Raw genomic sequence first — 22989 nt, forward strand, 5'->3', positions numbered from 1 at the left:
GGTCACACCCCGCCCCCTTCCGAGAAATTCCAAGCATTTGATTGGAGCGGACATGGCGCAAGCGCGTTTGGACCGTAATGAGCAGTTCAATGGCTGGGCATTTGTCATGCCCGCATTGGTCCTGCTTGGCCTGTTTATGATCTACCCCATTATCTGGTCGCTCTGGATGAGCTTTCAGGTCGGGCGTGGCAACAGCTTCTCATTTGGCGGCTTCGCCAATATCCAGCGTTTGGCCAATGACGCCTTGCTCGTTCAGGCGCTGACCAACACCATCATCTTCTTCATCATCCAAGTACCGATCATGATCGTTTTGGCCCTGCTGTTTGCAGTGGCGCTGAACGATCCATCGCTGCGCTTCCGCGGGCTCTTCAGAACTCTTCTGTTCCTGCCTTGCGTCACCTCGCTGATCGCCTATTCGAGCCTTTTCAAATCGATGTTCTCGACTGATGGCGTCATCAATCAGGCGCTCATGGGCTTGCATATTATCGGCGCGCCAATCCCGTGGCTGACCGACCCTTTCTGGGCCAAGATCGTCATCATCTCCGCCATCACCTGGCGATGGACCGGCTACAATATGATCTTCTATCTCGCTGCGCTCCAGAACATCGACAAGTCGATTTATGAAGCTGCGCGCATTGATGGCGTGCCCGCATGGGCGCGCTTCTGGAGGATCACTGTTCCGATGCTCAAGCCGGTGATCCTGTTCACCACCATTCTGTCCACCATCGGCACGCTGCAGCTGTTTGACGAGGTAAACAACATTACCCAGGGCGGCCCGGGCAATGGCACGATGACCCTCTCACTCTACATCTACAACCTCACCTTCCGCATGATGCCAAGCTTTGGCTATTCGGCCCTGGTTTCGTGGGTGATCGTTCTGATTGTGGCAGTTCTCAGCATCATGCAGTTCTTCATTGCACGCGATCGCCGGAGGGCATCATGAGCAGCTATCTGATCAAGCGCACGGCGACCTATGCTCTGCTGGCCTTTGCCGCCTTCCTCTCTGTCTTCCCCTTCTTCTGGATGGTGGTTGGCGCCACCAACAAGTCGAGCGATATCGTCACCGGTAGGCTCAGCGTTGGCACCAGCCTGTTCGAGAACTTCGCCAATCTGATGGCTCAGGTCGATCTCGTGCGGGTCTTCGGCAATTCCTTCTACATTGCCATTGTCTCCACCGTTCTGACCTTAGCCGTTTCGTCCATGGCGGGTTACGGCTTTGAGATCTTCCGCTCCCGTGTTCGCGAGCGCATTTTCCAGCTGCTCCTGCTGTTTCTGTCGATCCCCTTTGCGGCCCTGATGGTTCCGCTGTTCGTGATGATCTCGCGGGCGCAGCTGAGCAACAGCTTTACCGCTGTGATCCTGCCCAGCATCGCTTCGATCTTTATCATCTTCTACTTCCGCCAGGCGACGAAGGCGTTCCCCAGCGAGTTGCGAGATGCGGCTCGTGTCGACGGGCTCAAGGAATGGCAAATCTTCCTTTTCGTCTATCTGCCAACCATGCGCTCCACCTATGCGGCCGCCACCATCATCGTCTTCATGGGTGCGTGGAACAACTATCTGTGGCCGCTGATCGTGCTGCAGACCAATGAGAACAAAACCATCACCCTCGTCCTGTCGACGCTCACCGCAGCGTACACGCCCGACTATGGGGTGATCCTCCTGACAACCGTTTTGGCCACGCTGCCAACCCTCGTCATCTTCTTTGTCCTGCAACGCCAGTTCGTTCAGGGCATGCTCGGCGCCGTAAAGTGAGGAACATCAAATGAGCAGCCTCAATCTCAGAGAACTCCGCAAATCCTACGGCGCCTTGGAGGTCATCAAGGGCGTTAATCTGGACATCACGTCCAAAGAGTTCGTCGTTTTCGTTGGCCCCTCTGGCTGCGGGAAATCGACCCTTCTTCGGATGATCGCCGGATTGGAACACATCTCGTCTGGCGATCTCACGATCGGCGGGAAACGGATGAACGATGTTGATCCGTCCAAGCGCGGCATCGCCATGGTGTTCCAGACCTATGCTCTCTATCCGCACATGACGGTGCGCGAGAATATGGGTTTTGCCCTGCGCTTCGCCAAAGTCCCCAAGGACGAAATCCGGCGGCAGGTTGATGCTGCCGCTAAAATCCTTGCGCTCGATCCCCTGATGGACCGTCTGCCCAAGGAACTGTCCGGTGGTCAGCGTCAGCGCGTCGCTATCGGTCGTGCCATCGTGCGTCAGCCGGAAGTGTTCCTCTTCGACGAGCCGCTTTCCAACCTCGACGCCGAGCTGCGCGTGCATATGCGCATCGAGATTGCGCGCCTACACAAAGAGCTCCAGACCACCATTATCTACGTCACCCACGATCAGGTGGAGGCCATGACTTTGGCCGATAAAATCGTGGTGTTGCGTGATGGTCGGATTGAGCAGGTCGGGCGTCCGCTCGATCTTTACGATGATCCAGACAATCAGTTCGTCGCCGGCTTTATCGGCTCCCCGAAGATGAACTTCTTCGCTGCTGAAGTTATCGAAGCCAGTGCTCAATCAGCCACTATGCGCCTTGCCGATCATGGTGGCGTTGCGGTCACCCTGCCGGTCCAGAATGCGAAGAAGGGCGAAAAAGTTACGCTCGGCGTGCGCCCCGAGCATTTCATCACGGCCCCGGCAGAGGGACCATCGCTGACCTTCGCCATCGACGTTGCCGAACATCTGGGCTCGACCAGCTTTGTCTACGCGCATTCGCATGGCGAACCCATCATCATTGAACGCGAAGAAGCCCGCAGCGACGTTGGCGCGACCAGCATCACCGTCGGGATCGATCCGAGCAAGGCTTACCTTTTTGCCGCCAACGGCCAGCGTATCCGCTGACCCAAGTCGCCACATAAATTTGGACGACCGGTGCTGTGTCGTCCCATACCAAGGACCTTAGACTATGACGAAGACGAAAATTCGCTGGGGCATCATCGGGCCAGGCAGCATTGCCAAGGCCTTCCGCGGCGGCCTGCTCGATAGCGAGCATGGAGAACTCGCGGCCATCGCAACCCGCGATCCAAGCCGCGCCTCCCTCGCCACCGACTTCCCCGGCATCCGCGTTGTGCATGGCTACGACGCTCTGCTGGCTGATGCCGACATTGACGCGGTCTATATCGCCGTGCCGCACACCGGCCACGCCGAATGGGCCATCAAGGCTGCCGAGGCGGGCAAGCATGTGCTCGTGGAAAAGCCATTTGCGTTGAGCGCCCATGAGGCCGATGCGGTCTTCCACGCTCACCGCAAGGCTGGCACTTTTGCTGGCGAAGCGTTCATGTATCGCCTGCATCCACAGACAGCGAAAATCATTGAGCTGGTGAAGTCCGGCGTCATCGGCGAAGTCCGCATGATCCAGTCGAGCTTCGGCTTCAACATGGGCTCCTTCCAGCCCGAGCACCGCCTGTTCGCGTCCAAGTTGGCCGGTGGTGGCATTATGGACGTGGGCTGCTACCCCGTTTCCATGGCCCGCTTGCTCGCTGGCGCGGTGGACGGCAAGCCGTTCGCCGATCCGGTAAAGGTCTCTGGCACGGCTGCGCTCAACGCTGAAGGCACCGACGATACCGCCGCAGCAATCCTCACCTTCGGCAATGGCATCGTAGCGCAGGTTTCTTGCGCCGTTATGGCCAATCTCGACAACGTCCTGCATATCCACGGCTCGCAAGGCCGCATTGACGTGCCAGACTTCTGGTTCGCTGGCGGCAATCGCGATCAGGGTCTTGGCAAGATCGAGATCGTGAAGGGCGGCAAGACCGAGAGCGTTTCGGTCAACGAAACCCGGCACGTCTATTCCTTTGAAGCCGACGCTGCCTCCAAGGCGATCCTCGAAGGTCGTCAGGAATTTGCCGAACCCGGCATGAGCTGGAATGACACCCTGGGCAATCTGCGCGTGCTCGACAAATGGCGTGCTGACGCTGGCATCGAGTTCTCGATTGAAAAATCCAAGACCCGCCTCACCACGCTCGACAACCGCAAGCTTGGTGCCAACACCGGCATCATTCCCAAGCGCTCCATTCCGGGTCTCTCCAAGCAGGCTTCCGCGGTTGCGCTCGGCTTTGAAGATTTCAAAACCTTTGCATCCGGCGCCATTCTGCTTGATGCGTTTTGGGAGCGTGGCGGCAATCTCTTTGACACCGCCTTTGTCTACGGCGGCGGCTACACCGAAAAACTCTTTGGCGAATGGCACACCAGCCGCGGTACCCGCGAACAGGCTGTGCTCATCGGCAAGGGCGCGCACTCCCCGCTCTGCTATCCGGACGTGATCGGCAAGCAGCTGACCCAGTCGCTGGATCGCCTCCAGACGGACTATGTCGACGTCTACTTCATGCACCGCGACAATCTCGATGTCCCAGTGGGCGAATTCGTCGACGCTATGGACGCCGAGGTGAAGGCCGGTCGCATTCGTGGTCCGTTCGGCGGCTCAAACTGGACCAAGGAGCGTATGGACGAAGCGATTGCTTATGCCGAACGCACCGGCAAGACCAAGCCACAGGCGCTGTCGAACAATTTTGCCCTCGCAGAAATGCTCGATCCGATCTGGGACGGTTGCGTCACCTCTTCGACGCCCGCTTATAAGCAATGGCTGATTGACCGTCAGGTCGCCAACTTCTCGTGGTCAAGCCAGGCGCGCGGCTTCTTTACCGACCTCGCCGGTCGCGACAAGACCGACAACGAGGAGCTGGTCCGGGTTTGGTACAATGACCAGAATTTTGGTCGCCGTGACCGCGCCCTGCAACTGGCAAAGGAACTCGGAAAGTCCCCGATCCACGTTGCACTCGCCTATGTGCTCACCCAAGAGTTCCCGAGCATACCGCTCATCGGACCACGTCGCGTGCTCGAACTCGACGATAGCCTGCAAGCCTTTGACATCAAGCTTTCGCCAGAACAGGTGAAGTGGCTTGAACAGGGCTGATCGCAATTAAAGTTTTGAATCAAGAAGTCGCCAGAATCCTCTGGCGGCTTTTTCGTTATTCAGCGTAGCGCCCTGAAAAGCCTTTGGGAATAACCAGCGGCGTGTGGGACACCGGGTCGTCTATAATCAGGCACGGCAGGCCGAACACGGCCTCAACCAATTCCGCCGTGATGATGTCAGATGGCCTGCCTTCGGCCACCACTTGCCCGTCTCGCATCGCGATGATGTGGCTGGCATAGCGGCACGCATGATTGAGGTCGTGCAAAACCGCGACCACCGTCTGACCATTCTTTGAATTGAGGTCACTCATCAGCTCCATCAGCTCGATCTGATGGGTAATGTCGAGGAAAGTGGTCGGCTCATCGAGCAAGAGAATTGGCGTCTGTTGAGCCAAGACCATGGCCACCCACACGCGCTGACGCTGACCACCGGACAGCTCGTCCACCAGCCGATCGGAAAGCTCGGTCACCTTGGTCGCGTCCATGGCCTCCAGAACTGCCGTTTCATCGGCTTCGGACCATTGCTGGAATAGCCTTTGATGCGGGTATCGTCCCCGCGCGATCAGATCGGCCACCCGAATACCATCAGGTGCAATCGAGCTTTGCGGCAGAAGGCCCAGGCGCCGCGCGACTTCCTTGGCAGGCAGCGAGTGGATCGACTGACCATCGAGGATCACCTGCCCTTGCCTAGGCTTGAGCAGCCGTGAAAGCGCCCGCAAGAGGGTCGATTTCCCGCAAGCATTCGCTCCGACGATCACGGTAAAGGACTTGTCCGGAATTGCGACGGAAAGCTCGCGCGAGATGATCCGCTGCTCATAGCCAAAAGTGGCGTTCTCGGCGGCGAGCCGCACCGGCAACTTCTTGTCATTTGTCATCAGCGCCGCGCCTCACGAATAAGGAGCCAGGCGAAATAGACGCCGCCCAAGCTCACGGTAACTATGCCCACTGGCAGTTGCGTCGGCGCAAAGGCGCGCTGGGCGATGAAATCTGCTGCCAACAGCAATACCCCGCCCATCGCCGCCGCTGGTAGCAAGGCCACGCCAGCTTCTCCCGTCAGCCGCCGCGCCAATTGCGGCGCGACCAGAGCTACAAAACCAATCGGCCCCGCTGTCGCAGTGACCACAGCCGTAAGGCCAACGCCAACCACCAATAAAAGCACCCGACTTTTCTCGGCATTGACACCGAGACCGCGCGCCGCATCATCGCCCAACTCCAGCTGCGCCAAAGGGCGACTGAGTAGCAGTGCAGCCGGAATGAGAACAAGCAGGATCACGCCAGCATAGCTCAGACGCTCGAGCGTCATGCCATTAAGGCTCCCTGCCCCCCACACCGACGCCATCATTGCCACTTCAACCTTAGCGCGCAGCAACATCCACGTGTTGAGAGAGTTCAGCATGGCCGAAACGCCAATGCCGACGATGATCAATCTAAACCCCTGCACGCCGCGACGATACGCGAGGAGATAAACCAGCAGTGCCGTCACGAGCCCTCCAACGAGCGCTCCACCGGCGACCGCCATATAGCCCCCGCCAAGCAGTGTGATGACGATTAGCGCGCCCGTATAGCTTCCCGCGTCAAATCCGATGATGTCTGGACTACCGAGAGGGTTTCGCGTCAACGACTGAAAAATCGCACCAGCCATGCCCAATGCCGCGCCGAGGATCAGCGCCAGCAAGACCCTCGGCAGACGCCATTCGACCACAACCATATGGGTCCGACCGTCTGCCTGACCGAGGAGTGCGCCAATCACATCGGGAAAGCTCACCGCAAAATCGCCGGAAGCTAGCGAGAGGATTGTGAGGAACGCAGCCACGGCTACAAGCGAGCCAATGACCAGCCACGACTGCACATCTATGCGCTGAGAGAACGGCCAGCGCCGCGATCGCAAAACCACTGTCCTCCGACCACTCGCGAGCGTTTTCATAATCCGCTCACCTTGCCCCTTCGGGCCAAGAAAATGACCACTGGGGCGCCCATAAATGCCAGCACTATGCCAACTTGGAGCTCACCCGGCGCCAACACCACGCGCCCGACAATATCGGATACCAAAAGCAGGATCGGCGCCAACACCGCCGTATAAGAAAAAATCCAACGCTGGTCAGGACCTACGTACCAGCGTGCCACATGCGGAACCATCAATCCCACAAAGCCGATGGGTCCAACCGCGGCCGTTGAAGCCCCGGCAAGAAGCGTCGTTGCAATAACGACCAGGGTTCTCGTGCGCCACAAATTCGCGCCTAAAGCGGCCGCCAAATCATTGCCCAATGCCACAGCATTGAGCGGACGCGCCACAAACAACGCAAGCCCGAAGCCCACCAGAAAGAACGGCCAAACTGTTGATAGTGCTTCATAACCCGTCGTCACGAGGGAGCCCGCGCTCCACTGGCGCATACGATCAAACGTGCTTGGATCGAGCAGCGATATCCCCGACGTAACGCCCCCCAGAACCGCGCCCAAGGCCACGCCTGATAAGGTCAATCGCAAGGGCGTTGCCCCGCCCCGACCAGCCGAGCCGATGACATAAACGATCACTGTCGCGCTAATGGCCCCTGCCAGTGCGAACCAGACATAGCCGCCTATGCCGCTTATCCCGAAGAAGCCGATGCCGATAACGACGAAGAATGCCGCTCCGGCGTTGATTCCCAAAATACCAGGATCGGCCAATGGGTTACGCGTCAACGCTTGGATCAATGCACCAGACAAGCCAAGCGCTATCCCCACCAGCACGCCCATAATTGTCCTCGGTGCGCGCAGCCCGGCGATAATGGCGTGATCGTCGCTATCGTTATAGGCAAACAGAGCGTCGACCACAGTGGCAACAGGGATATAGCGCGCGCCAATAGCAAGACTGAGCATCACCGCGAAAATAAGGATGCAGAAACAGACAATTAGCCCCAAAAGACGCGAGCGATTGCTATCGACAACACCGGGGCGTTTCGCTTCCCCTTGCGCCAATTTTTGGCTTGTCATCGATAGCGACGCCATTAGAAGCCCTTTGTTTCCAGCATGCTAATTCAACTCGCCAAACTGGGCCCGGTGCAACCGCGCATAGGCCCCACCCAAGTTCAAGAGTTCTGCGTGCGGCCCCTGCTCCACAATGCCAGTTTCGTCGACGACGACAATCCGGTCCGCGTGTTGAATAGTGGCAAGGCGATGCGCGATGATCAGTGAAGTGCGGCCAACTGCGAGCTCCGCCAGCGAGCGTTGGATCGCCAATTCGGTAGCCGTATCCAGTGCCGACGTCGCCTCATCGAGAACCAAAATCGGTGGGTTTTTCAAGAAGATACGAGCAATTGCTACACGTTGCTTTTGGCCCCCGGAGAGTTTTACGCCGCGTTCGCCGACCATAGTATCGAGCCCATTGGGCATGCGCGCAATGACAGCTTCAAGCCGCGCCCGACGCGCCGCTTCCATGATCTCCTCGTCTGTCGCGCCAAGGCGGCCATAGGCGATATTATCGCGCAATGAACCGCCAAAGAGGAAGACGTCCTGCTGCACGATGCCGATTTGCTCGCGCAGACTGGTTTGCGTCATATCGCGAATATCGATCCCATCCACGGAGATGGAGCCCGAATTGATCTCGTAGAAGCGCGGCAAGAGCGCGCAAAGAGTTGTTTTCCCAGCGCCCGACGGTCCAACAATAGCGAGCGTTTCGCCCGCTTTGATGTCAAGATTGATATTGGCCAAAATCGTTCGGCCGCTTTCATACGCAAAGCTCACATCGTTAAAACGAATGTCGCCACGCAGATGCGATACGGTTACGGCATCGGGCTTATCGGCAATATCTGGTGCTGTATCGATCAGCTTGGTAAATCGCGTGAAGCCCGCTATGCCTTTGGGATAGCTCTCCAAAACGCCTGCGATCTGGTCGATTGGGCGCATAAAGACCGTTACCAAAAGCAAGAAGCTAACAAAGCCGCCATAGCTCAACTCACCCAGCGTAACGAGCCAAGCACCCACCAGCATGACCATCAGCTGGACCACTCGGGTCGAGAGATAGGTTACGACCTGACTGGTGGTCATAATCGCATAGGCGCGCAGTTTGGTAGACCGATAGGCCTGATTGTTGCCGGCGAAGAGCTTTGCCTCGTGCTCCTCATTGGCGAAGGCCTTGACCACTCGAACGCCGCCAATGGCGTCTTCGACACGGGTATTGAAGTCCCCCACTTGGCGGAACAGCTCACGCCAGTTGCGGGTCATTTTCTTGCCTTGGGTCGCGACCAACCAGCTCAGCACCGGCACGAGCACCACGGTGATCACTGCCAATTTCCAATTGGTCAGGAACATCAAAATGAACGCGCCAATGAAGGTCATGATGGCGATGAACACATCTTCGGGGCCGTGGTGCGCAACCTCACCCACGTCTTCCAAGTCCTTGGTAACGTGCGTAATTAGATGGCCGGTCTTATGATTATCGAAGAAGCGGAAGCTCAGCTTCTGCAAGTGATCGAACACCTGCCTGCGCATATCGGTCTCGATAGAGACACCCAGCACGTGACCAAAATAGTTCACGACTGCTTTAAGAACAGCGCCAAAGCAGTAGATGACGAGCAAAGTTATCCCCGCAAGGAGGATGAGGTTGTAATCTCCCTGCGGCAATAACTCGTCGACAAATTTGGAGACAGCGACAGGGAAAGCCAGCTCAAGCAATCCAGCGAGCACAGCGCATCCAAAGTCTAATATAAACAATCCCTTATAGGGAGCGTAGTAAGCAAAGAAGCGCTTCAGCATAACCTGACCAATCTATTCCACTTACGCTTTGCCGGACCTCGGCCGGTGGCGCAAGTGCGAATTTGCCAGTTTAACGATGCTCTGCGTGGTGGCCGACTGCACTCAGCGCGATATTCGCTTCAAATCGCGTACCGGCACTGGGCAAATACTCATAAGTGCCGCCCATCTGCGCGACCACGCCGCGAATGAGGCGGAGGCCCATGCTGGTGCTTGGCACACCATTTTTCGGCATGCCGACTCCATTATCGGCGACGATGAGCTGGCATCGCCCGTTGTAAAAGTCGTTCATAATGATGCGGATACGCCCTTCCCGCCCATCAGGGAAAGCGTATTTCAGAGCATTGGTCACAACTTCACTGAGCAGTAGTGACAAGGGCGTGATGTGATCCCGATCCACATAACACCGATCCAGTTCGTAGATGATTTCCACCGGCTTGCCATAGGCGCGAACCACTTCATTGATAACCACCGGGACAATGTCGTGAGCGTCAATGTCCTCATACTCATCACGGCGGTAAATATGTTCATGCATTGCCGCCATCGCGCCCAAGCGACTTTGCAAATCAAGCTTGGCCGCTTCAGGGATATCCTGAAGCCGGATGAGAGATTGAACAGACTGGAGGTTATTTTTGACGCGGTGATGGATTTCGCGAAACAGCATCATGTTGGTTTCATTTGCCGTTTCGAGCTCTTCAGCATGGGCAGCGTCACGACGCAAAAGCCGCCATATCCACAGACCGACGATAATCAGCGCAACGCAAATGGGGGCTACGATGACCAAGATGGACATCAGTTCCGCCCGATATCGTCCCCACGCGCCTTCCGTAGGGATTGCGACCACGGCGACCATGTCGGTTCCCTGTATCGCGCGATAGCCGATAATTTTTGGCTGGCCGTCCGAGGGTGAGCGATCGGCAAAAAATGTCCCGCTGTCACCTCGTTCAAGGTGTTCGGTGAACAGAACGTCGCCCACGAGATCAGGCACATTGGTATGTGGATAGCGCGCCATAAGCCGCCCGTCACGCCGAAAGAGGCTGATGGACGCCCCAGCCTCCAGCTCAACGTCACGCACGAAAGATTCAAGAACACTGTTCGGGTAAGCGACTGCAACCGCACCAACAAAGACATTGTTGCGCGTCAATCTCTTAGCAAATACAAAGCCTTCGCGTCCCCTCGGTTGCGTCACGACCTTGGCTGAAGTCGCAAACGCTGCTCCGCTGCGTATCGACTGAAAATACTCACGCTCGCTCAGATTGGCACCTGACATAAACCGCGCCGTGCTGAACAAGAGGGTGCCATCGGCATCGATTAGGCTGATGATGACCTCCGGCGGGCGTTCCGCGGTGAGATCAGCAAATGCTTCTGCATCTATGGCACTAATGTCATCGCCAACGACTGAATCCATCCGGCGCAAAGTTTGGATTGCCAACTGGTTCATCCAAAGCCCGTTGGCCGCAATGACCCGCGTGGTCGATGCTGCATCATCTTCGAGCTGACTTTTCGTTTGCGCAGCAACATTTGCGAGAAAATAGGTGAAGACCCCAACGAAAGCGGCTAGGCACAGCACGAGGAAAATCACCGACACCGACGTGGCACGCACTTCTTGTACGGATTTAGACAGACTCACAGTCAGTGCAACCTCCCCCACAATGCTGCCTTGTTTGCCAGTTCTCAGTGCACAAGGAACACCAAGGTGGCCAATATCTAATGAAAATCGTCATAGTGCCGGTTTCTAACGGCCAACCAACTGAGCTAATGTAAATATATGGACGAAGTCTCGCTCCTCTTATGGACCGCGGCGCGCCAGAAGGAAAGATATGTCGGATAACAGAAGTTTGGCCCGCATTGCACTCATGGGCTCGATGACGTTGCTCATAGCCGGGTGCGTTTCATTTGGTGGCGGCGGCGGATCTTCTCCCGCGGGCCTCCAACCTGCTCTGACCGCACGCATGGACGTGCCCAATGCACGCCTCGACTCACAGCAGGCCATTGGGCTCGTAAACGCCTATCGCGCCAACCAAAACATGCCTCCACTGGTCGCTGATGCGGGTCTCAACGGGTCCGCACAGGCGCTGGCCAATCAGTACGCGCAGACCGGCGTCGCGCCGAGCATGCCGGGCGGGCTTGTGCAAATGAAGTTGAGCGCAGGCTATGCGACATTCGCTGAGACCTTCTCAGGCTGGCGCAATAATCCGGCGGATGCCGTCGCCCTCGCCGCAAACGCCTCAAAGGCCGGTGTAGGCGTCGCGTTCAACCCGACCTCTGCCTATGGCATTCACTGGGTGCTTGTTCTTGGAAACTAAGGTCCTGACCATTGATGCAAGGGGACTGAAATGCCCCCTTCCCGTCTTGAAGCTGGAAAAGGCCGCTGCAACTGCGAATGCGGGCGATCAGCTCCTCATCCTCGCGACAGACGCGATGACGAAAATCGATATCCCGCTGTTTTGCCGTCAGAATGGGCATCAATGCGACGTGCAAACGAACGGCGAGGTTATCTCACTCGCCGTCCGCATTGGCTCAGCGAGCTAGAGGTCCGCAGGACGCGGTATTGGCAGGGATACTGCTCGTTCCGCTACAATCGGAGCCGTCGAGGTGGCGGCTACCGCTGGCGCCGCGAAACGCGAAACATGCGCCGGGCGTGGACGCGGAAACGCGACGGACCGTGTGCGGCCCAAATCCACAACCGTATATTCGCGCAATGGAATCTCATCATTGAGATAGCTGGGTTGGCCTTTAAGGCCCATCGGGAACTCAGCTTCGCGCGCCTTGATGTACTCTGGCGCCCCAGCGCCGCACACCAATGGCCGCATGTCTTGGGCTGCTCCACCAGAATTCACGAGGCTGAGCAGCGACTGGCCACTCCCTTGATAACGACCCGACAGGGCATTGGTGAAGAGCTCGGCGGCTCGCTCATTGCGTTCGCGTGCTGAAGAACCACCGAGAACAACAGCTAATAGGCGGCGACCATTTCTGTTGACAGTCGCAACGACGTTCAGCCCCGCAGCACAGGTGTACCCTGTCTTCATGCCGTTGGTGCCGGAAAACCCCTTTAAAAGCGCGTTGTTGGCCTCATACACTGCCTTGTTCAATCGCACAGTGCCAGTCTGGAATATGGGCATGTACTGGGGATAGGCTTGCTCGATGTAAAGTGAAAGAATTGCTAGGTCGCGCGCCGTGGAAACCTGGCCGACAACATGCAGACCGTGGGAATTGATGAAATTGGTCCCCGTCATCCCCATGCGACGTGCAACGTCATTCATTTTGACCGCGAAATTGGCTTCTGTGCCCGCAATTGTTTCCGCGATGGAATAGGCAACGTCATTGGCAGAGCGGACGATCAGCAGGTAGAGCGCGTCTCGCATCGTCACTGAACTATCGACAGCCAGGCCTGACTTGCTCGGCGCGAGGGCAACCGCCCCTTTTGATATCCGGACAGGGGTATCAAGAGTAATTGTTCCAAGCGCTAGCTCTTCGAAAACCACGTAGGCCGTCATGAGTTTGGTGAGCGAAGCCGGATGCCAAGGCTGACCGGCATCTTGCGCATACAGCACTGACAAATTGGATCGATCGACAACCAACAGCGGTGTTGCCTGAACAGGCAAGATACTGGCTGCAATCATGAAAAAGATCAAAGCTATGCGCTGAGCGAAAGACAAGTCAGGAACACTCCGACGGCACGATATTAGGAAGCACACCTACTATCAGGCAGGAGCAGCAATCTCAAGGAAACGGCGAGAGTTTGACCAACCGCGCGCATCTGCGACGGGGGCTAGTCACAAGTAGTAACCTCGCATATATTCTGTGCCTTAGTTCTTATATAGGTGTCCCATGTCGCTCACAGACACATCGCTGCACTCAAATTGCTCTGCCATGTCGGACGTGCTCAATCGCATCGGCGACAAATGGAGCGTCATGGTCGTCGGCATGCTGGGGCGTAATGGCACTCTGCGGTTCAACGAACTCAAGCGCATGATCAACGGCGTATCGCAGCGCATGTTGACGCTGACCCTGCGCAATCTGGAGCGCGACGGGCTGGTGACACGCACTATCTATCCTGAAGTCCCCCCACGCGTAGAGTATAGCCTCACGCAATTGGGCAAGACATTACAGGGGCCGATCAGCGCGCTATGGGATTGGTCGGCTGAAAACCATGAGGCCATTATTGACGCGCGCGCCGCCTATGACGCGCGCGAAAACGTCGTAGCGCATCAGGAACCGCGCAAGGCTGCTTACGCTCAAGGCTAAGCGTCGTTTCGTACGGTTTCTTCAAAACGGATCGTCACTGGAGCTTCGGCCGCCAACAATTCCATCCTCTGCACCGCGCGCTGAGACAATGGCAGGTTTAACGCGTTGACCAGCGTGCGGTATTCCTGCCGAGCACTCGTATGTGAAGCAGATGGCATGCCGCCCAACAACTCTTCGCTCAGCGGATCAAAAACTGTCATGCCGCTGGCAAAGAGCGAGCGGAAGATCACACGTTCGGCAATGCCATCGGCAACGCGGCACCCCAGACGCTCGGCAATGCGGTCCAGCATTGTCTGCACCTGACGCATATTGCGCGAGGAGAGCATCGAGATGCGATTTCGAACCAGCACCCAATCAATGTTGCGCCCATCAATCGCTAGACGTTCAGAGCGCGCACGCTGAACCAGTCGGGCATAGTGGCTGAGCTCACGCGGCTCCCCGGTCACAGGGTCAACCTGCGCCATAACAGCTAGGTCGATTAGGCTATCATTGACCGGAGACACCAAAGTGTCGGCCAATGAATGGGCAAGCCGCGTCAGGTTGGTGTCGAAGCCTGGCGTATCAATAATAATGAAATCTGCCGTGTCTTCGACCTCACCAATTGCCTGCGTGAAGAGATCGAACTCGATCCGATGATTTTCACGCAGAGAATCGCCCCGGGATAAAGGCAGGTGATAGTGAGTGGGGTGCGGAATGACTTGCTCGTTCAAGCGCGCCCATTCACGGCGGTTTCGGACATAGTGCGTAAAGGTCTGCTGTCGGCTGTCGACGTCGAGCGTCGCAACCTTAAATCCCTGATGCAGAAGCAGTATGGCGATATGAAAAGCTGTGGTCGACTTGCCCGAGCCACCCTTCTCATTACCGACAACAATGACATGGGCGCCTTGCCGCACTGGATATTACCTCGCTGAACTCGGCCGGAGTGTCTGTGTTCGCCTCCCTAGGGGCAAGCGGAATTATGGTTAATAAAAAGGTTTTACATCGCAACAGGGAGATTTCCGGAGAGGAATTTGTCTTTGTGACAAGATGATGAAAATGCCATGCATGCAGCGCATGCGTCATCTGACCACACGCCCCTGAGCAAGTGCCGCTGGATCGCGTATGTATTAGGATGACGAGTTCACGAAACCTTGGGAGTACTGCCCATGTTCGTCCGCACAGTCTGGCGCTCGGTTCGCGCACTAGAACCTAAGTCTGGTCAATTCCCTAGCATTGTTCGCATCAGTCGCGAACCAGGCATAATCGGCACCTGTCCACCCGACTTCACGCAAATGACGAAATCGCTGTTCGATCGCTAAAGCTGCACCTGCACAGTTATTCTGGATTGATAGTTCCGCCTTCGTCATCCGCCGCCTTGCAAAAAGTGCATAGCTAATCTGAGTAAATCCAGACTGCTCATTTTTACGCCACGCACTAAATATGATTACGTAAACAACAGGAGATATCCGATGGACATCCGTAAGACCTTTAAGAAGTGGGCCGCTTATCAGCAGACCGTTCGTGAACTCGCTTCGCTCGACAACCGTCAGCTCAACGACCTTGGCATTTCGCGTACCGATATCACTCGCGTAGCTCGCGATCATGCAAACACGCTCTAAGCCTGCCGCATACGTCGACCCAAACCGAACGCCCGCCTCTCTCTGAGATGCGGGCGTTTTCTATTTGGATCTTATTTTCTATCCGCGTCCGCGGTCTCCGGTTAGGGCGCAAACGGCCGTCCGCCCCGCGATGACACCCAAGTCTTCTCGCAAAAGATCATCGAAGAGCCTAAAGTAGCCCTTCATGTGGGGCGCTCGCTATAAGGCGAGTTGCAGCGGCATGACGGGCTTGGTATTTGGCTCATCATGTCAAACAAAACCATCCACATCATCGGCGGGGGCCTTGCTGGTTCTGAAGCTGCCTGGCAGGCAGCCGAAGCTGGCGTAACCGTCATTCTCCACGAAATGCGTGGCGTCAAAGAAACCGACGCTCACAGCACAGATAGCTTCGCCGAGCTCGTGTGCTCGAACAGCTTCCGCTCGGACGATCATGAGCAGAACGCTGTTGGCCTGCTGCATGAAGAGATGCGTCGCTGCAACTCGCTGATCATGCGCGCTGCGGACCTGCACAAGCTCCCGGCAGGCGGCGCGCTCGCCGTTGACCGCCACGCCTTCTCCGCCGAAGTCACGCGGGCGATCGAAAACCATCCGAACATCACCATCGCGCGCGAAGAAGTTGCCGGATGGCCTGACCCGAGCTGGGAGCACGTCATTATTGCGACGGGGCCCCTCACCTCGCCTGCTATGGCCGAAGCCATTCTGGAAAAGACCGGCGAAGACGCACTCGCGTTCTTTGACGCCATTGCACCAATCGTCCACTACGACAGTATCAATCACGATATCGCGTGGAAACAGTCGCGTTACGATAAGGCAGGCCCGGGCGGTACCGGCGCTGACTATCTGAACCTGCCAATGGACAAGGATCAGTACTTTGCCTTCGTCGAGGCGCTAAAGACCGCGCCACTGCACGAATTCAAGGACTGGGAAAAGGTCCCATATTTCGACGGCTGTCTGCCGATTGAAGTCATGGCAGAGCGCGGTGTTGAAACCCTGCGCCACGGGCCAATGAAGCCAGTTGGCCTCACCAATCCACGCAACCCAACCGTCAAGCCTTATGCCATTGTGCAGCTGCGGCAGGACAATGCCTTGGGCTCGCTGTGGAACATGGTCGGCTTCCAGACCAAGATGCGCTACGGAATTCAAGCGGAAATCTTCCGCATGATCCCGGGCCTTGAGAACGCGCAGTTCGCCCGTCTGGGCGGATTGCACCGCAACACCTTCATCAACTCCCCGAAGGTTCTGCAAGGTGATCTGAAGCTCAAGAACGATCCGCGCATTCGTTTCGCTGGTCAGGTCACCGGCGTTGAAGGCTATGTGGAAAGCGCCGCTTGCGGCCTGATCACTGGGCGTCTCACTGCCGCTGAGGTTTTGGGTGGCTCGATGCCAACACCGCCACCGACGACGGCACTTGGCGCATTGATCGGCCACATCACCGGTGGTCACCTTGAAGCAGAGAGCTATTCTGGCGCGCGGAGCTTCCAGCCGATGAACGTCAATTTTGGTCTGTTCCCAGAAGTGACTATCACGAAGCCTGAAGGCGTCGCTCGCTGGCGTGGTCCGGACAAAACCATTGCCAAGCGTCGCGCAATCACCAGCCGCGCGCTGGAAGACCTCAAGTCCTGGGCATGACGCCCGAGGCGCTGACGCAATATCTGCACACCACGATCCCGCTGTCGCGGGCCATGGAGGTGAGTGCAGTGCGTGCCAGCGCTTCAAATGTCGTTTTAAAGGCCCCGCTGTCGCCCAATATCAATATGCATGGCACATTGTTCGGCGGCAGCGGGGCGACCCTCTGTCTCCTCGCCGCATGGAGCGCTGTGCATTTGCGCTTAGAGCGCGATCAGTTTGAGACAGAGCTCGTCATCCATACATCGCAAATGGAGTACATCGCGCCTGCGCGTGAAGCCATATCGGCGCATAGCGCCATCGACGATGGCCCGTGGGTGCGCACCGCTACGATGCTCTCCAAGCGTGGCCGCGGCCGGATAACAGTCAGCGCGCAGCTTTTCAGTGGCGAAACGCTTGCGGCCCGCTTTGTTGGAGAATTCGTCGCGACGACTTACGAGCGGTTGCGCAACGACCAATAGGTCAATTTGGCAATCTTCTGCCACGCTGCGCTATCACTAGCCACAGCAAAGGCATTCGTATTTTCCATCACTTGCGCCAATTGCTTCTCGAGGAGAGTCACGATTGCGAACGCAGGGCGAAGCGACGCGGGCAGAAGCACAATAGCGTCTCGTGCCTTGACCAAATGTTCTGACGCGATCTCGCCAAGCTGGCTGAGCGCAGCGTGGAGGCCTTCAGAGTTTTGCCCACGGAAGAGCTCAGTCTCTTGTACGCCATTGGCCTGCAAAAGGCTCCAAGGCAGCATGATCCGGCCTTGTGCGGAAACGTATCCGAGAGCCCTCATGTGACCGATCAGAGCTTGTGCGACGCCCAAATGCCCAGCGGCGTCCCCTGTCTCGACCGGATTTCCCTCATTGAGCACCATTGCCGAGAGCTGGAGCAGCGTTGATGCGGTCTCCCCGGCATAGCCCTCAAAAGTCTCGAGATCCGGCATTGGATCGTCGTAAAGATCGAACCGACGCGCGCCAATAAGACGGAGGAAGGTGCCCGCTGGAAGGTTGAATTTTTCTATAGTCTGCAGAAGCGCATCGGCGACGGGATTTTGCCGAACTTCACCATGCCCTTCGCCCGCGAGAGCGTCGCTCCACCATTGGAGCCGCACTTCGCCCGGCGCCGGGCCAGAGACGCGATCCCGTATGCCCGCGACGTCGGCATTGAACGCATAAAGCGCAGCGATATAGGGACGAGCCTTTGCGGGCAGGACGAGTGTGGAGAGGTAGCGATCGGGGTCGGCTGTGCGGAGCAGGTCTGCCGCGTGATCGAAGGACGTGGCAGTCATCGGGCGTTCTCGACAGCAATGAAAGCGCCTGCAACCTGACGGTCTTCGGCGAGCAACACATTATAGGTCCGCACTGCCCCACCAGTCTGCGTCGCTTCTACGATAATGCCACGCGCCCGTAATGCAGTCCGAATGGCAAGGTCAATGGCGGCAACCTTTTCACCCAGTCCGATGAGAAGAACCTCAATCTCGTCGGCGTGGTCAAGGACCGGCTGCAAAGACTCTAACGTCAACTCCTGCGCCTCAGCGATCTCCCATGCGTACATGCCACTGGGCAAGCACAGCAGCGAGCCTTTGTGGGACATATCGGCAAAGCGAAATCCACCATTGCCATAGGCATCAATGCCAACGCGTTGGGGATAGAAACCTGTGGGCGATGAGCTGGTCATAGAGTGCTTTCAGTTCGCCGATCCAAATGGAGCAAAAAATAGCCCCGGCCAATAGGTCGGGGCTATCACAGCTTTTCAGATGTTTAAAGCAGTGCACCGATTAAACGGCAGCACCATCAGCATTGCGCTTCTTCTCAGCGTCTTCTGCGGCCAGCTGCTCATCAGTTTTCTGCTTCAAGCCGAAGTTGATGAGAATTGGACCGTTAACGATGACCGACGAGTACATGCCGACGATAGAGCCGAATGTCATCGCGATAACAAAGCTGCGGAGCGATTCACCGCCAAAGAGAACCAGCGGAATCAGCGCCAGCAGAAGTGTGAACTGGGTGAGCGAGGTACGCACGATGGTCTGGTTGATCGACAGGTCGATCAGCTCTGGCAGAGGCATCTTGCGGTATTTCGTGAGGTTTTCACGAATACGATCCGAGACCACCACAGTTTCGTTCAGCGACAGACCGACTAGCGTCAGCACCGCCGCGATAGAGCTCAAATTGAACTCCAATCCGGTCAGCGAGAAGAGCCCGATCGTCATGATCAAGTCGTGGCTGGTGGTGGTCACCGCCGCCATAGCGAATTGCCATTCGAAGCGGAACCAGATGTAGATCAAGATACAGGCGAGCGCGATGATGACCGCGATAGTTCCGGTCCAAGCCAATTCGCCTGAAACCGTACCACTCACTGCCTCAGTACGTCGTACCTCATAGTTCTCAGCAGCCAGAACTTCGGTGACCTTGGCAACAGCGATCTGGTCAGCGGACTGGCCGCCTTCTTGCGCCTGCACACGAACGAGAACGTCCTGCGGCGTACCAAAGCCCTGAACCTGGATTTCGCCAAGTCCCAAGTCACTGGTCAACTCACGCACGCGACCCACGTCTGCTGGGCCTCCGACGTGCTGGATTTCAATCGCAGTACCACCAACAAAGTCGATGCCGAGGTTGAAGCCCTTGAACACAGCCGAGCCGATGGAAACACCGGTCATGATGATCGAGCAGGCAATCACATACTTCGATATCTTCATGAACGGAATGGTCGTGCCGTCCGGAATGAAGCGGAAGTGCTGGATCTTGAGCGTCTTAGGGCGACGCAGCTTGAACCACAGACCAACCTGATAGGAGGTCACGGTGTAGGAGGTGAAGAGCGAAGTAATAATGCCGAGACCAAGCGTGACCGCAAAGCCTTGGATTGGGCCGGAGCCCATGAAGTAAAGCACCACAGCCGCAACGAGCTGAGTCAGGTGCGAGTCGATAATAGTACCCCAAGCGCGCGAGAAACCCGCGTTGATCGCCTGAATTGGTGTCTTGCCGGCACGCTGTTCTTCACGCATGCGTTCATAGATCAGAACGTTCGCGTCCACGGCCATACCGATGGTCAGGACGATACCGGCGATACCGGGCAGCGTCAGCGTCGCACCGAGGGTAGAGAGCGCGGCAAAGATCAGAATGATGTTGAGGATCAGGGAGACGTTCGCAAACACGCCCCAGATGCCGTAGGCGATGACCATAAAGGCCAGAACAAGCACTGCCGCGACCACACCAGCGGTGAAGCCGGCCTGAATCGAGTCAGCACCAAGGCTCGCGTCAACAGTACGTTCTTCGATGACGTTCAAGCTTGCAGGCAAAGCGCCCGCGCGCAGCAGAACTGCGAGATCGTTAGCAGTTGCCGTGGTGAAGGTGCCCGAGATCTGGCCCTGACCACCCGTGATCGGCTGCTGGATAACCGGAGCCGTGATGACCTGATTGTCGAGAACAATAGCGAAGCGCTGACCGACTGCCTTGCTGGTGATTTCGCCGAACGAAATCGCGCCGCGGGTGTCGAACTTGAACGAAACAACAGGAATGCCGCGCTGCTGGTCATAAGACGGCTGCGCATCAACGAGCGATTCACCGCCCAGAGCGACGTCTTCATAAAGCAGCTCACGACCACCATCCTGGCTTGGCAGGATCATGGTGCCAGCAGGCAAGCCCTGCACTTCGGCCTGATCGGCAGACAGGCCCGGATAGACCATGTGGAAGGTCAAGCGCGCCGTTTGTGAAATGAGGTTCTTAAGGCGGGTAGAGTCGCCGAAGCCAGGCACCTGCACCATAACGCGGGTATCACCCTGGCGCTGAATGGTGGGTTCCGTGGTACCGATCTCGTCGATACGGCTGCGGATAACTTCCATGGACTGAGCAACCAGCGAGCTCATGCGCTGGGTGATGCCATCTGGGGTTAGAGTAATCGACAAGCGACCGTCTGGCGTTTCGCCAAAGGCCATTTCATCAACACCAACACCGCCGATGAGAGCGTTGCTCAGCGTATTCTGAAGCCCGCGAATTGCGGTTTCGGCCTGCGCCTTCTGGGTCGGATCGGTCAATTCGATGAAGATCGCGTTGCGATCCGCATCCGTTGTGATGAGGTTGCCGATACCATTCTGGTTCGCGAGGACGTTACGCGCATCGCGGCGAACATCACTCAAGCGCTGATCCACGATCCCTTTTCGGTCGACCTCAAGCAGAAGGTGCGAACCACCTTGCAAGTCCAAACCAAGGACAAGACCGGGTTTTGGGAGCCAGTCGGGCAAAGCATCCTGCACATTCTTGGGCAAGAAGTTTGGAGCTGCCATGAGAATGCCAGCGATTGCCACGAACAGGATAATGAATACGCGGAACGGCGAGTGATTCATAAATAACGTCCTGAGAAGGATAAAGCCGGAGCCTGATGGCCCCGGCTGATACGGCTAGATTAAGCCGGCTTGTTGTCGTTGACCGGTTCAGACTTCGAACGAACGTCTGCGATCATGCCACGAACAACCTTGACCTTCACGCCCTGCGCGATTTCGACTTCAAGGTCTTCACCGTCGACAGCCTTGGAAACCTTACCGACCAGACCACCAGTGGTCACAACGGTGTCGCCACGACGGATCGCGGAAAGCATGGCCTGCTGTGCCTTCAGGCGCTTCTGCTGCGGACGGAAGATCAGCAACCAGAAGATTACAACGAGCAGAGCAATCGGCATAAGCTGGATGAGAATGTCAGCCATGCCTCCTGGTGCCACGCCGCCGTCCTGTGCAAAGGCAGGGGTTACAAACATCAAGCAAACTCCATTTAATTTTTCTTGTGACGCTCAGGATTGGGTGGCAATGCGCTGATCGAATGCGCTGTGGACGCTATCGGGCTTAACCGCACTTGCGCCCAGGCCAAAATCGGCCGGACTATACAATTGGGGTTGGCTGATTGCAAAGCCCAATCAAGGGCTCCAAACATTGGGGCTGACACAAGGACGGGACTGGTGATGACAGAAGATTATCTGAGCAGAATTGCGGCGGCACTTGAGGCCATTGCTCAGAAACTACCAAATAGCGACAACAGCACGCCGAACACGGCGTTGGGCCCTGAAAACGCTTACCATTGGCAGGGCGAGATAGGCACTCTACTCGCTGTTCAAAAGGTCAGCCGAGTGCCCCTCGACATGCTCAGAGGCATCGACACAGTCCGTGACATTCTGCTGCGCAATACCGAGCAATTCGCGCGTGGACACGGTGCAAACAATGCCCTGCTGTGGGGCGCGCGCGGCATGGGCAAGAGCTCTTTAGTGAAGTCGATTCACGCAGACATCGAATCTCGCAGTGGGTTTGATCGGTTAATTCTGATTGAGATCGCGCGCGAAGACCTAGAGACCCTCCCCCAACTCATGCGCCTTATCGCTAAGGAACCAGCTCGTTTCATCGTTTTCTGCGACGACCTGAGTTTCGACAAAGGCGAGACCAGCTACAAATCGCTCAAGACCATTCTTGATGGCGGTCTTGAGGGGCGGCCAGAAAACGTCCTCTTCTACGCGACCTCAAATCGACGCCATCTCATGCCGCGCGACATGATCGAAAATGAACGATCGAGCGCGATCAATCCAAACGAAGCAGTCGAAGAAAAAGTCTCACTGTCGGATCGCTTTGGCTTGTGGCTCGGGTTCCACAATTCGGATCAGGACAACTATCTCGCCATGGTTTCCGGCTATGCTGACTACTACGGGCTCAGCATCGGAACGGAAGCCTTGCGCGCACGCGCCATCGAATGGGCCGCAACACGTGGCGCTCGCTCGGGCCGCGTGGCGATCCAGCTCGTTCGCACTTTAGCAGGCGAAGAAGGCAAAGCGGTTTAATCCCCCTCCCCGCTCCACCAAAGAAAAAGGGCCACAGCAACAGCCGTGGCCCTCGAAATTCAATCGACGCGGCGC

At 56.9% G+C, this 22989-nt stretch carries 22 protein-coding genes; 11 read left to right on the forward strand and 11 right to left on the reverse strand.

The window, feature by feature from the left end; translation table 11 throughout:
• Positions 1-52: 52 nt before the first annotated feature.
• The 4 genes from JHC09_RS01710 (at position 53) to JHC09_RS01725 (ending at position 4913) form a co-directional block, all read left to right on the forward strand.
• Positions 53-943, forward strand: a complete 891-nt coding sequence (locus tag JHC09_RS01710) for a sugar ABC transporter permease (protein ID WP_169194087.1) — start codon at positions 53-55, stop codon at positions 941-943.
• Positions 940-1752 (forward strand): carbohydrate ABC transporter permease, encoded by an 813-nt coding sequence (locus tag JHC09_RS01715; RefSeq protein WP_169194088.1) that lies wholly within the window; start codon positions 940-942, stop codon positions 1750-1752. The genes JHC09_RS01710 and JHC09_RS01715 overlap by 4 nt, the downstream gene beginning before the upstream one ends.
• Positions 1753-1762: 10 nt before the next feature.
• Positions 1763-2842: a sn-glycerol-3-phosphate ABC transporter ATP-binding protein UgpC gene (gene ugpC, locus JHC09_RS01720; protein ID WP_199530559.1), complete on the forward strand. Its 1080-nt coding sequence runs from the start codon at positions 1763-1765 to the stop codon at positions 2840-2842.
• Positions 2843-2906: 64 nt separating this feature from the next.
• On the forward strand, positions 2907-4913 hold the full coding sequence (locus tag JHC09_RS01725; RefSeq protein WP_199530560.1) for an aldo/keto reductase: 2007 nt from the start codon (positions 2907-2909) through the stop codon (positions 4911-4913).
• A 55-nt stretch (positions 4914-4968) separates the two neighbouring features.
• Here JHC09_RS01725 and JHC09_RS01730 read toward each other — a convergent pair whose 3' ends face one another.
• From JHC09_RS01730 to JHC09_RS01750, 5 genes are all read right to left on the reverse strand, one after another.
• Positions 4969-5787 carry an ABC transporter ATP-binding protein gene (locus JHC09_RS01730; RefSeq protein ID WP_199530561.1) on the reverse strand — a complete coding sequence of 273 codons (819 nt, stop codon included), beginning with the start codon at positions 5785-5787 and terminating at the stop codon, positions 4969-4971.
• A complete protein-coding gene (locus JHC09_RS01735) occupies positions 5787-6836 on the reverse strand; it encodes an iron chelate uptake ABC transporter family permease subunit (protein ID WP_199530562.1) in 1050 nt (349 codons plus the stop codon). Before JHC09_RS01735 ends, JHC09_RS01730 begins: the two co-directional genes overlap by 1 nt.
• On the reverse strand, positions 6833-7897 hold the full coding sequence (locus JHC09_RS01740; RefSeq protein WP_248308830.1) for an iron chelate uptake ABC transporter family permease subunit: 1065 nt from the start codon (positions 7895-7897) through the stop codon (positions 6833-6835). Before JHC09_RS01740 ends, JHC09_RS01735 begins: the two co-directional genes overlap by 4 nt.
• Before the next feature lie 24 nt (positions 7898-7921).
• Complete coding sequence (locus tag JHC09_RS01745) at positions 7922-9643, reverse strand: ABC transporter ATP-binding protein (RefSeq protein WP_199530563.1); 1722 nt, start codon at positions 9641-9643, stop codon at positions 7922-7924.
• Between the two features lie 70 nt (positions 9644-9713).
• A complete protein-coding gene (locus tag JHC09_RS01750; protein ID WP_199530564.1) occupies positions 9714-11270 on the reverse strand; it encodes a histidine kinase dimerization/phosphoacceptor domain -containing protein in 1557 nt (518 codons plus the stop codon).
• Positions 11271-11460: 190 nt separating this feature from the next.
• Between JHC09_RS01750 and JHC09_RS01755 the strand changes: the two genes are divergently transcribed.
• Positions 11461-11946, forward strand: coding sequence for a CAP domain-containing protein (locus JHC09_RS01755; RefSeq protein WP_199530565.1), 486 nt, complete (start codon positions 11461-11463; stop codon positions 11944-11946).
• Positions 11936-12172, forward strand: a complete 237-nt coding sequence (locus JHC09_RS01760; RefSeq protein WP_248308831.1) for a sulfurtransferase TusA family protein — start codon at positions 11936-11938, stop codon at positions 12170-12172. Before JHC09_RS01755 ends, JHC09_RS01760 begins: the two co-directional genes overlap by 11 nt.
• Here the strand turns inward: JHC09_RS01760 and JHC09_RS01765 are convergent.
• Positions 12169-13263, reverse strand: coding sequence for a D-alanyl-D-alanine carboxypeptidase family protein (locus JHC09_RS01765; RefSeq protein ID WP_199530567.1), 1095 nt, complete (start codon positions 13261-13263; stop codon positions 12169-12171). The genes JHC09_RS01760 and JHC09_RS01765 overlap by 4 nt on opposite strands.
• Before the next feature lie 208 nt (positions 13264-13471).
• On the opposite strand from JHC09_RS01765, the gene JHC09_RS01770 reads away from it, so the two are divergent.
• Positions 13472-13888, forward strand: coding sequence for a helix-turn-helix domain-containing protein (locus JHC09_RS01770; protein WP_199530568.1), 417 nt, complete (start codon positions 13472-13474; stop codon positions 13886-13888).
• Here JHC09_RS01770 and JHC09_RS01775 read toward each other — a convergent pair.
• Positions 13885-14781: a division plane positioning ATPase MipZ gene (locus JHC09_RS01775; RefSeq protein WP_199530569.1), complete on the reverse strand. Its 897-nt coding sequence runs from the start codon at positions 14779-14781 to the stop codon at positions 13885-13887. The genes JHC09_RS01770 and JHC09_RS01775 overlap by 4 nt on opposite strands.
• Before the next feature lie 555 nt (positions 14782-15336).
• Between JHC09_RS01775 and JHC09_RS01780 the strand changes: the two genes are divergently transcribed.
• The 3 genes from JHC09_RS01780 to JHC09_RS01790 all read left to right on the forward strand — a co-directional run bounded on the left by JHC09_RS01780 (position 15337) and on the right by JHC09_RS01790 (position 17573).
• Positions 15337-15486 (forward strand): DUF1127 domain-containing protein, encoded by a 150-nt coding sequence (locus tag JHC09_RS01780; RefSeq protein WP_169194101.1) that lies wholly within the window; start codon positions 15337-15339, stop codon positions 15484-15486.
• Positions 15487-15732: 246 nt separating this feature from the next.
• Positions 15733-17115 (forward strand): methylenetetrahydrofolate--tRNA-(uracil(54)-C(5))-methyltransferase (FADH(2)-oxidizing) TrmFO, encoded by a 1383-nt coding sequence (gene trmFO / locus JHC09_RS01785; RefSeq protein WP_199530570.1) that lies wholly within the window; start codon positions 15733-15735, stop codon positions 17113-17115.
• A complete protein-coding gene (locus JHC09_RS01790; protein ID WP_199530571.1) occupies positions 17112-17573 on the forward strand; it encodes a YiiD C-terminal domain-containing protein in 462 nt (153 codons plus the stop codon). Before trmFO ends, JHC09_RS01790 begins: the two co-directional genes overlap by 4 nt.
• On the opposite strand, the gene JHC09_RS01795 is transcribed toward JHC09_RS01790, so the two are convergent.
• From JHC09_RS01795 to yajC, 4 genes are all read right to left on the reverse strand, one after another.
• The gene (locus JHC09_RS01795) at positions 17546-18391 is read right to left on the reverse strand and encodes a phytoene/squalene synthase family protein (RefSeq protein ID WP_199530572.1); all 846 of its coding nucleotides are present in this window, start codon (positions 18389-18391) and stop codon (positions 17546-17548) included. The two genes, JHC09_RS01790 and JHC09_RS01795, sit on opposite strands and share 28 nt — an antisense overlap.
• A complete protein-coding gene (locus JHC09_RS01800) occupies positions 18388-18780 on the reverse strand; it encodes an MTH938/NDUFAF3 family protein (RefSeq protein WP_169194105.1) in 393 nt (130 codons plus the stop codon). The genes JHC09_RS01795 and JHC09_RS01800 overlap by 4 nt, the downstream gene beginning before the upstream one ends.
• 100 nt (positions 18781-18880) lie before the next feature.
• A complete protein-coding gene (gene secD / locus JHC09_RS01805) occupies positions 18881-21442 on the reverse strand; it encodes a protein translocase subunit SecD (protein ID WP_199530573.1) in 2562 nt (853 codons plus the stop codon).
• A 59-nt stretch (positions 21443-21501) separates the two neighbouring features.
• Positions 21502-21849, reverse strand: a complete 348-nt coding sequence (yajC, locus tag JHC09_RS01810; RefSeq protein WP_169194107.1) for a preprotein translocase subunit YajC — start codon at positions 21847-21849, stop codon at positions 21502-21504.
• 201 nt (positions 21850-22050) lie between these two features.
• Here yajC and JHC09_RS01815 point away from each other — a divergent pair, with 201 nt between their 5' ends.
• Positions 22051-22914 (forward strand): ATP-binding protein, encoded by an 864-nt coding sequence (locus JHC09_RS01815; protein ID WP_199530574.1) that lies wholly within the window; start codon positions 22051-22053, stop codon positions 22912-22914.
• The last annotated feature ends 75 nt before the right edge of the window (positions 22915-22989 follow it).

The sequence above is a fragment of the Devosia sp. MC532 genome (assembly GCF_016461625.1).
GTDB lineage: Bacteria > Pseudomonadota > Alphaproteobacteria > Rhizobiales > Devosiaceae > Devosia.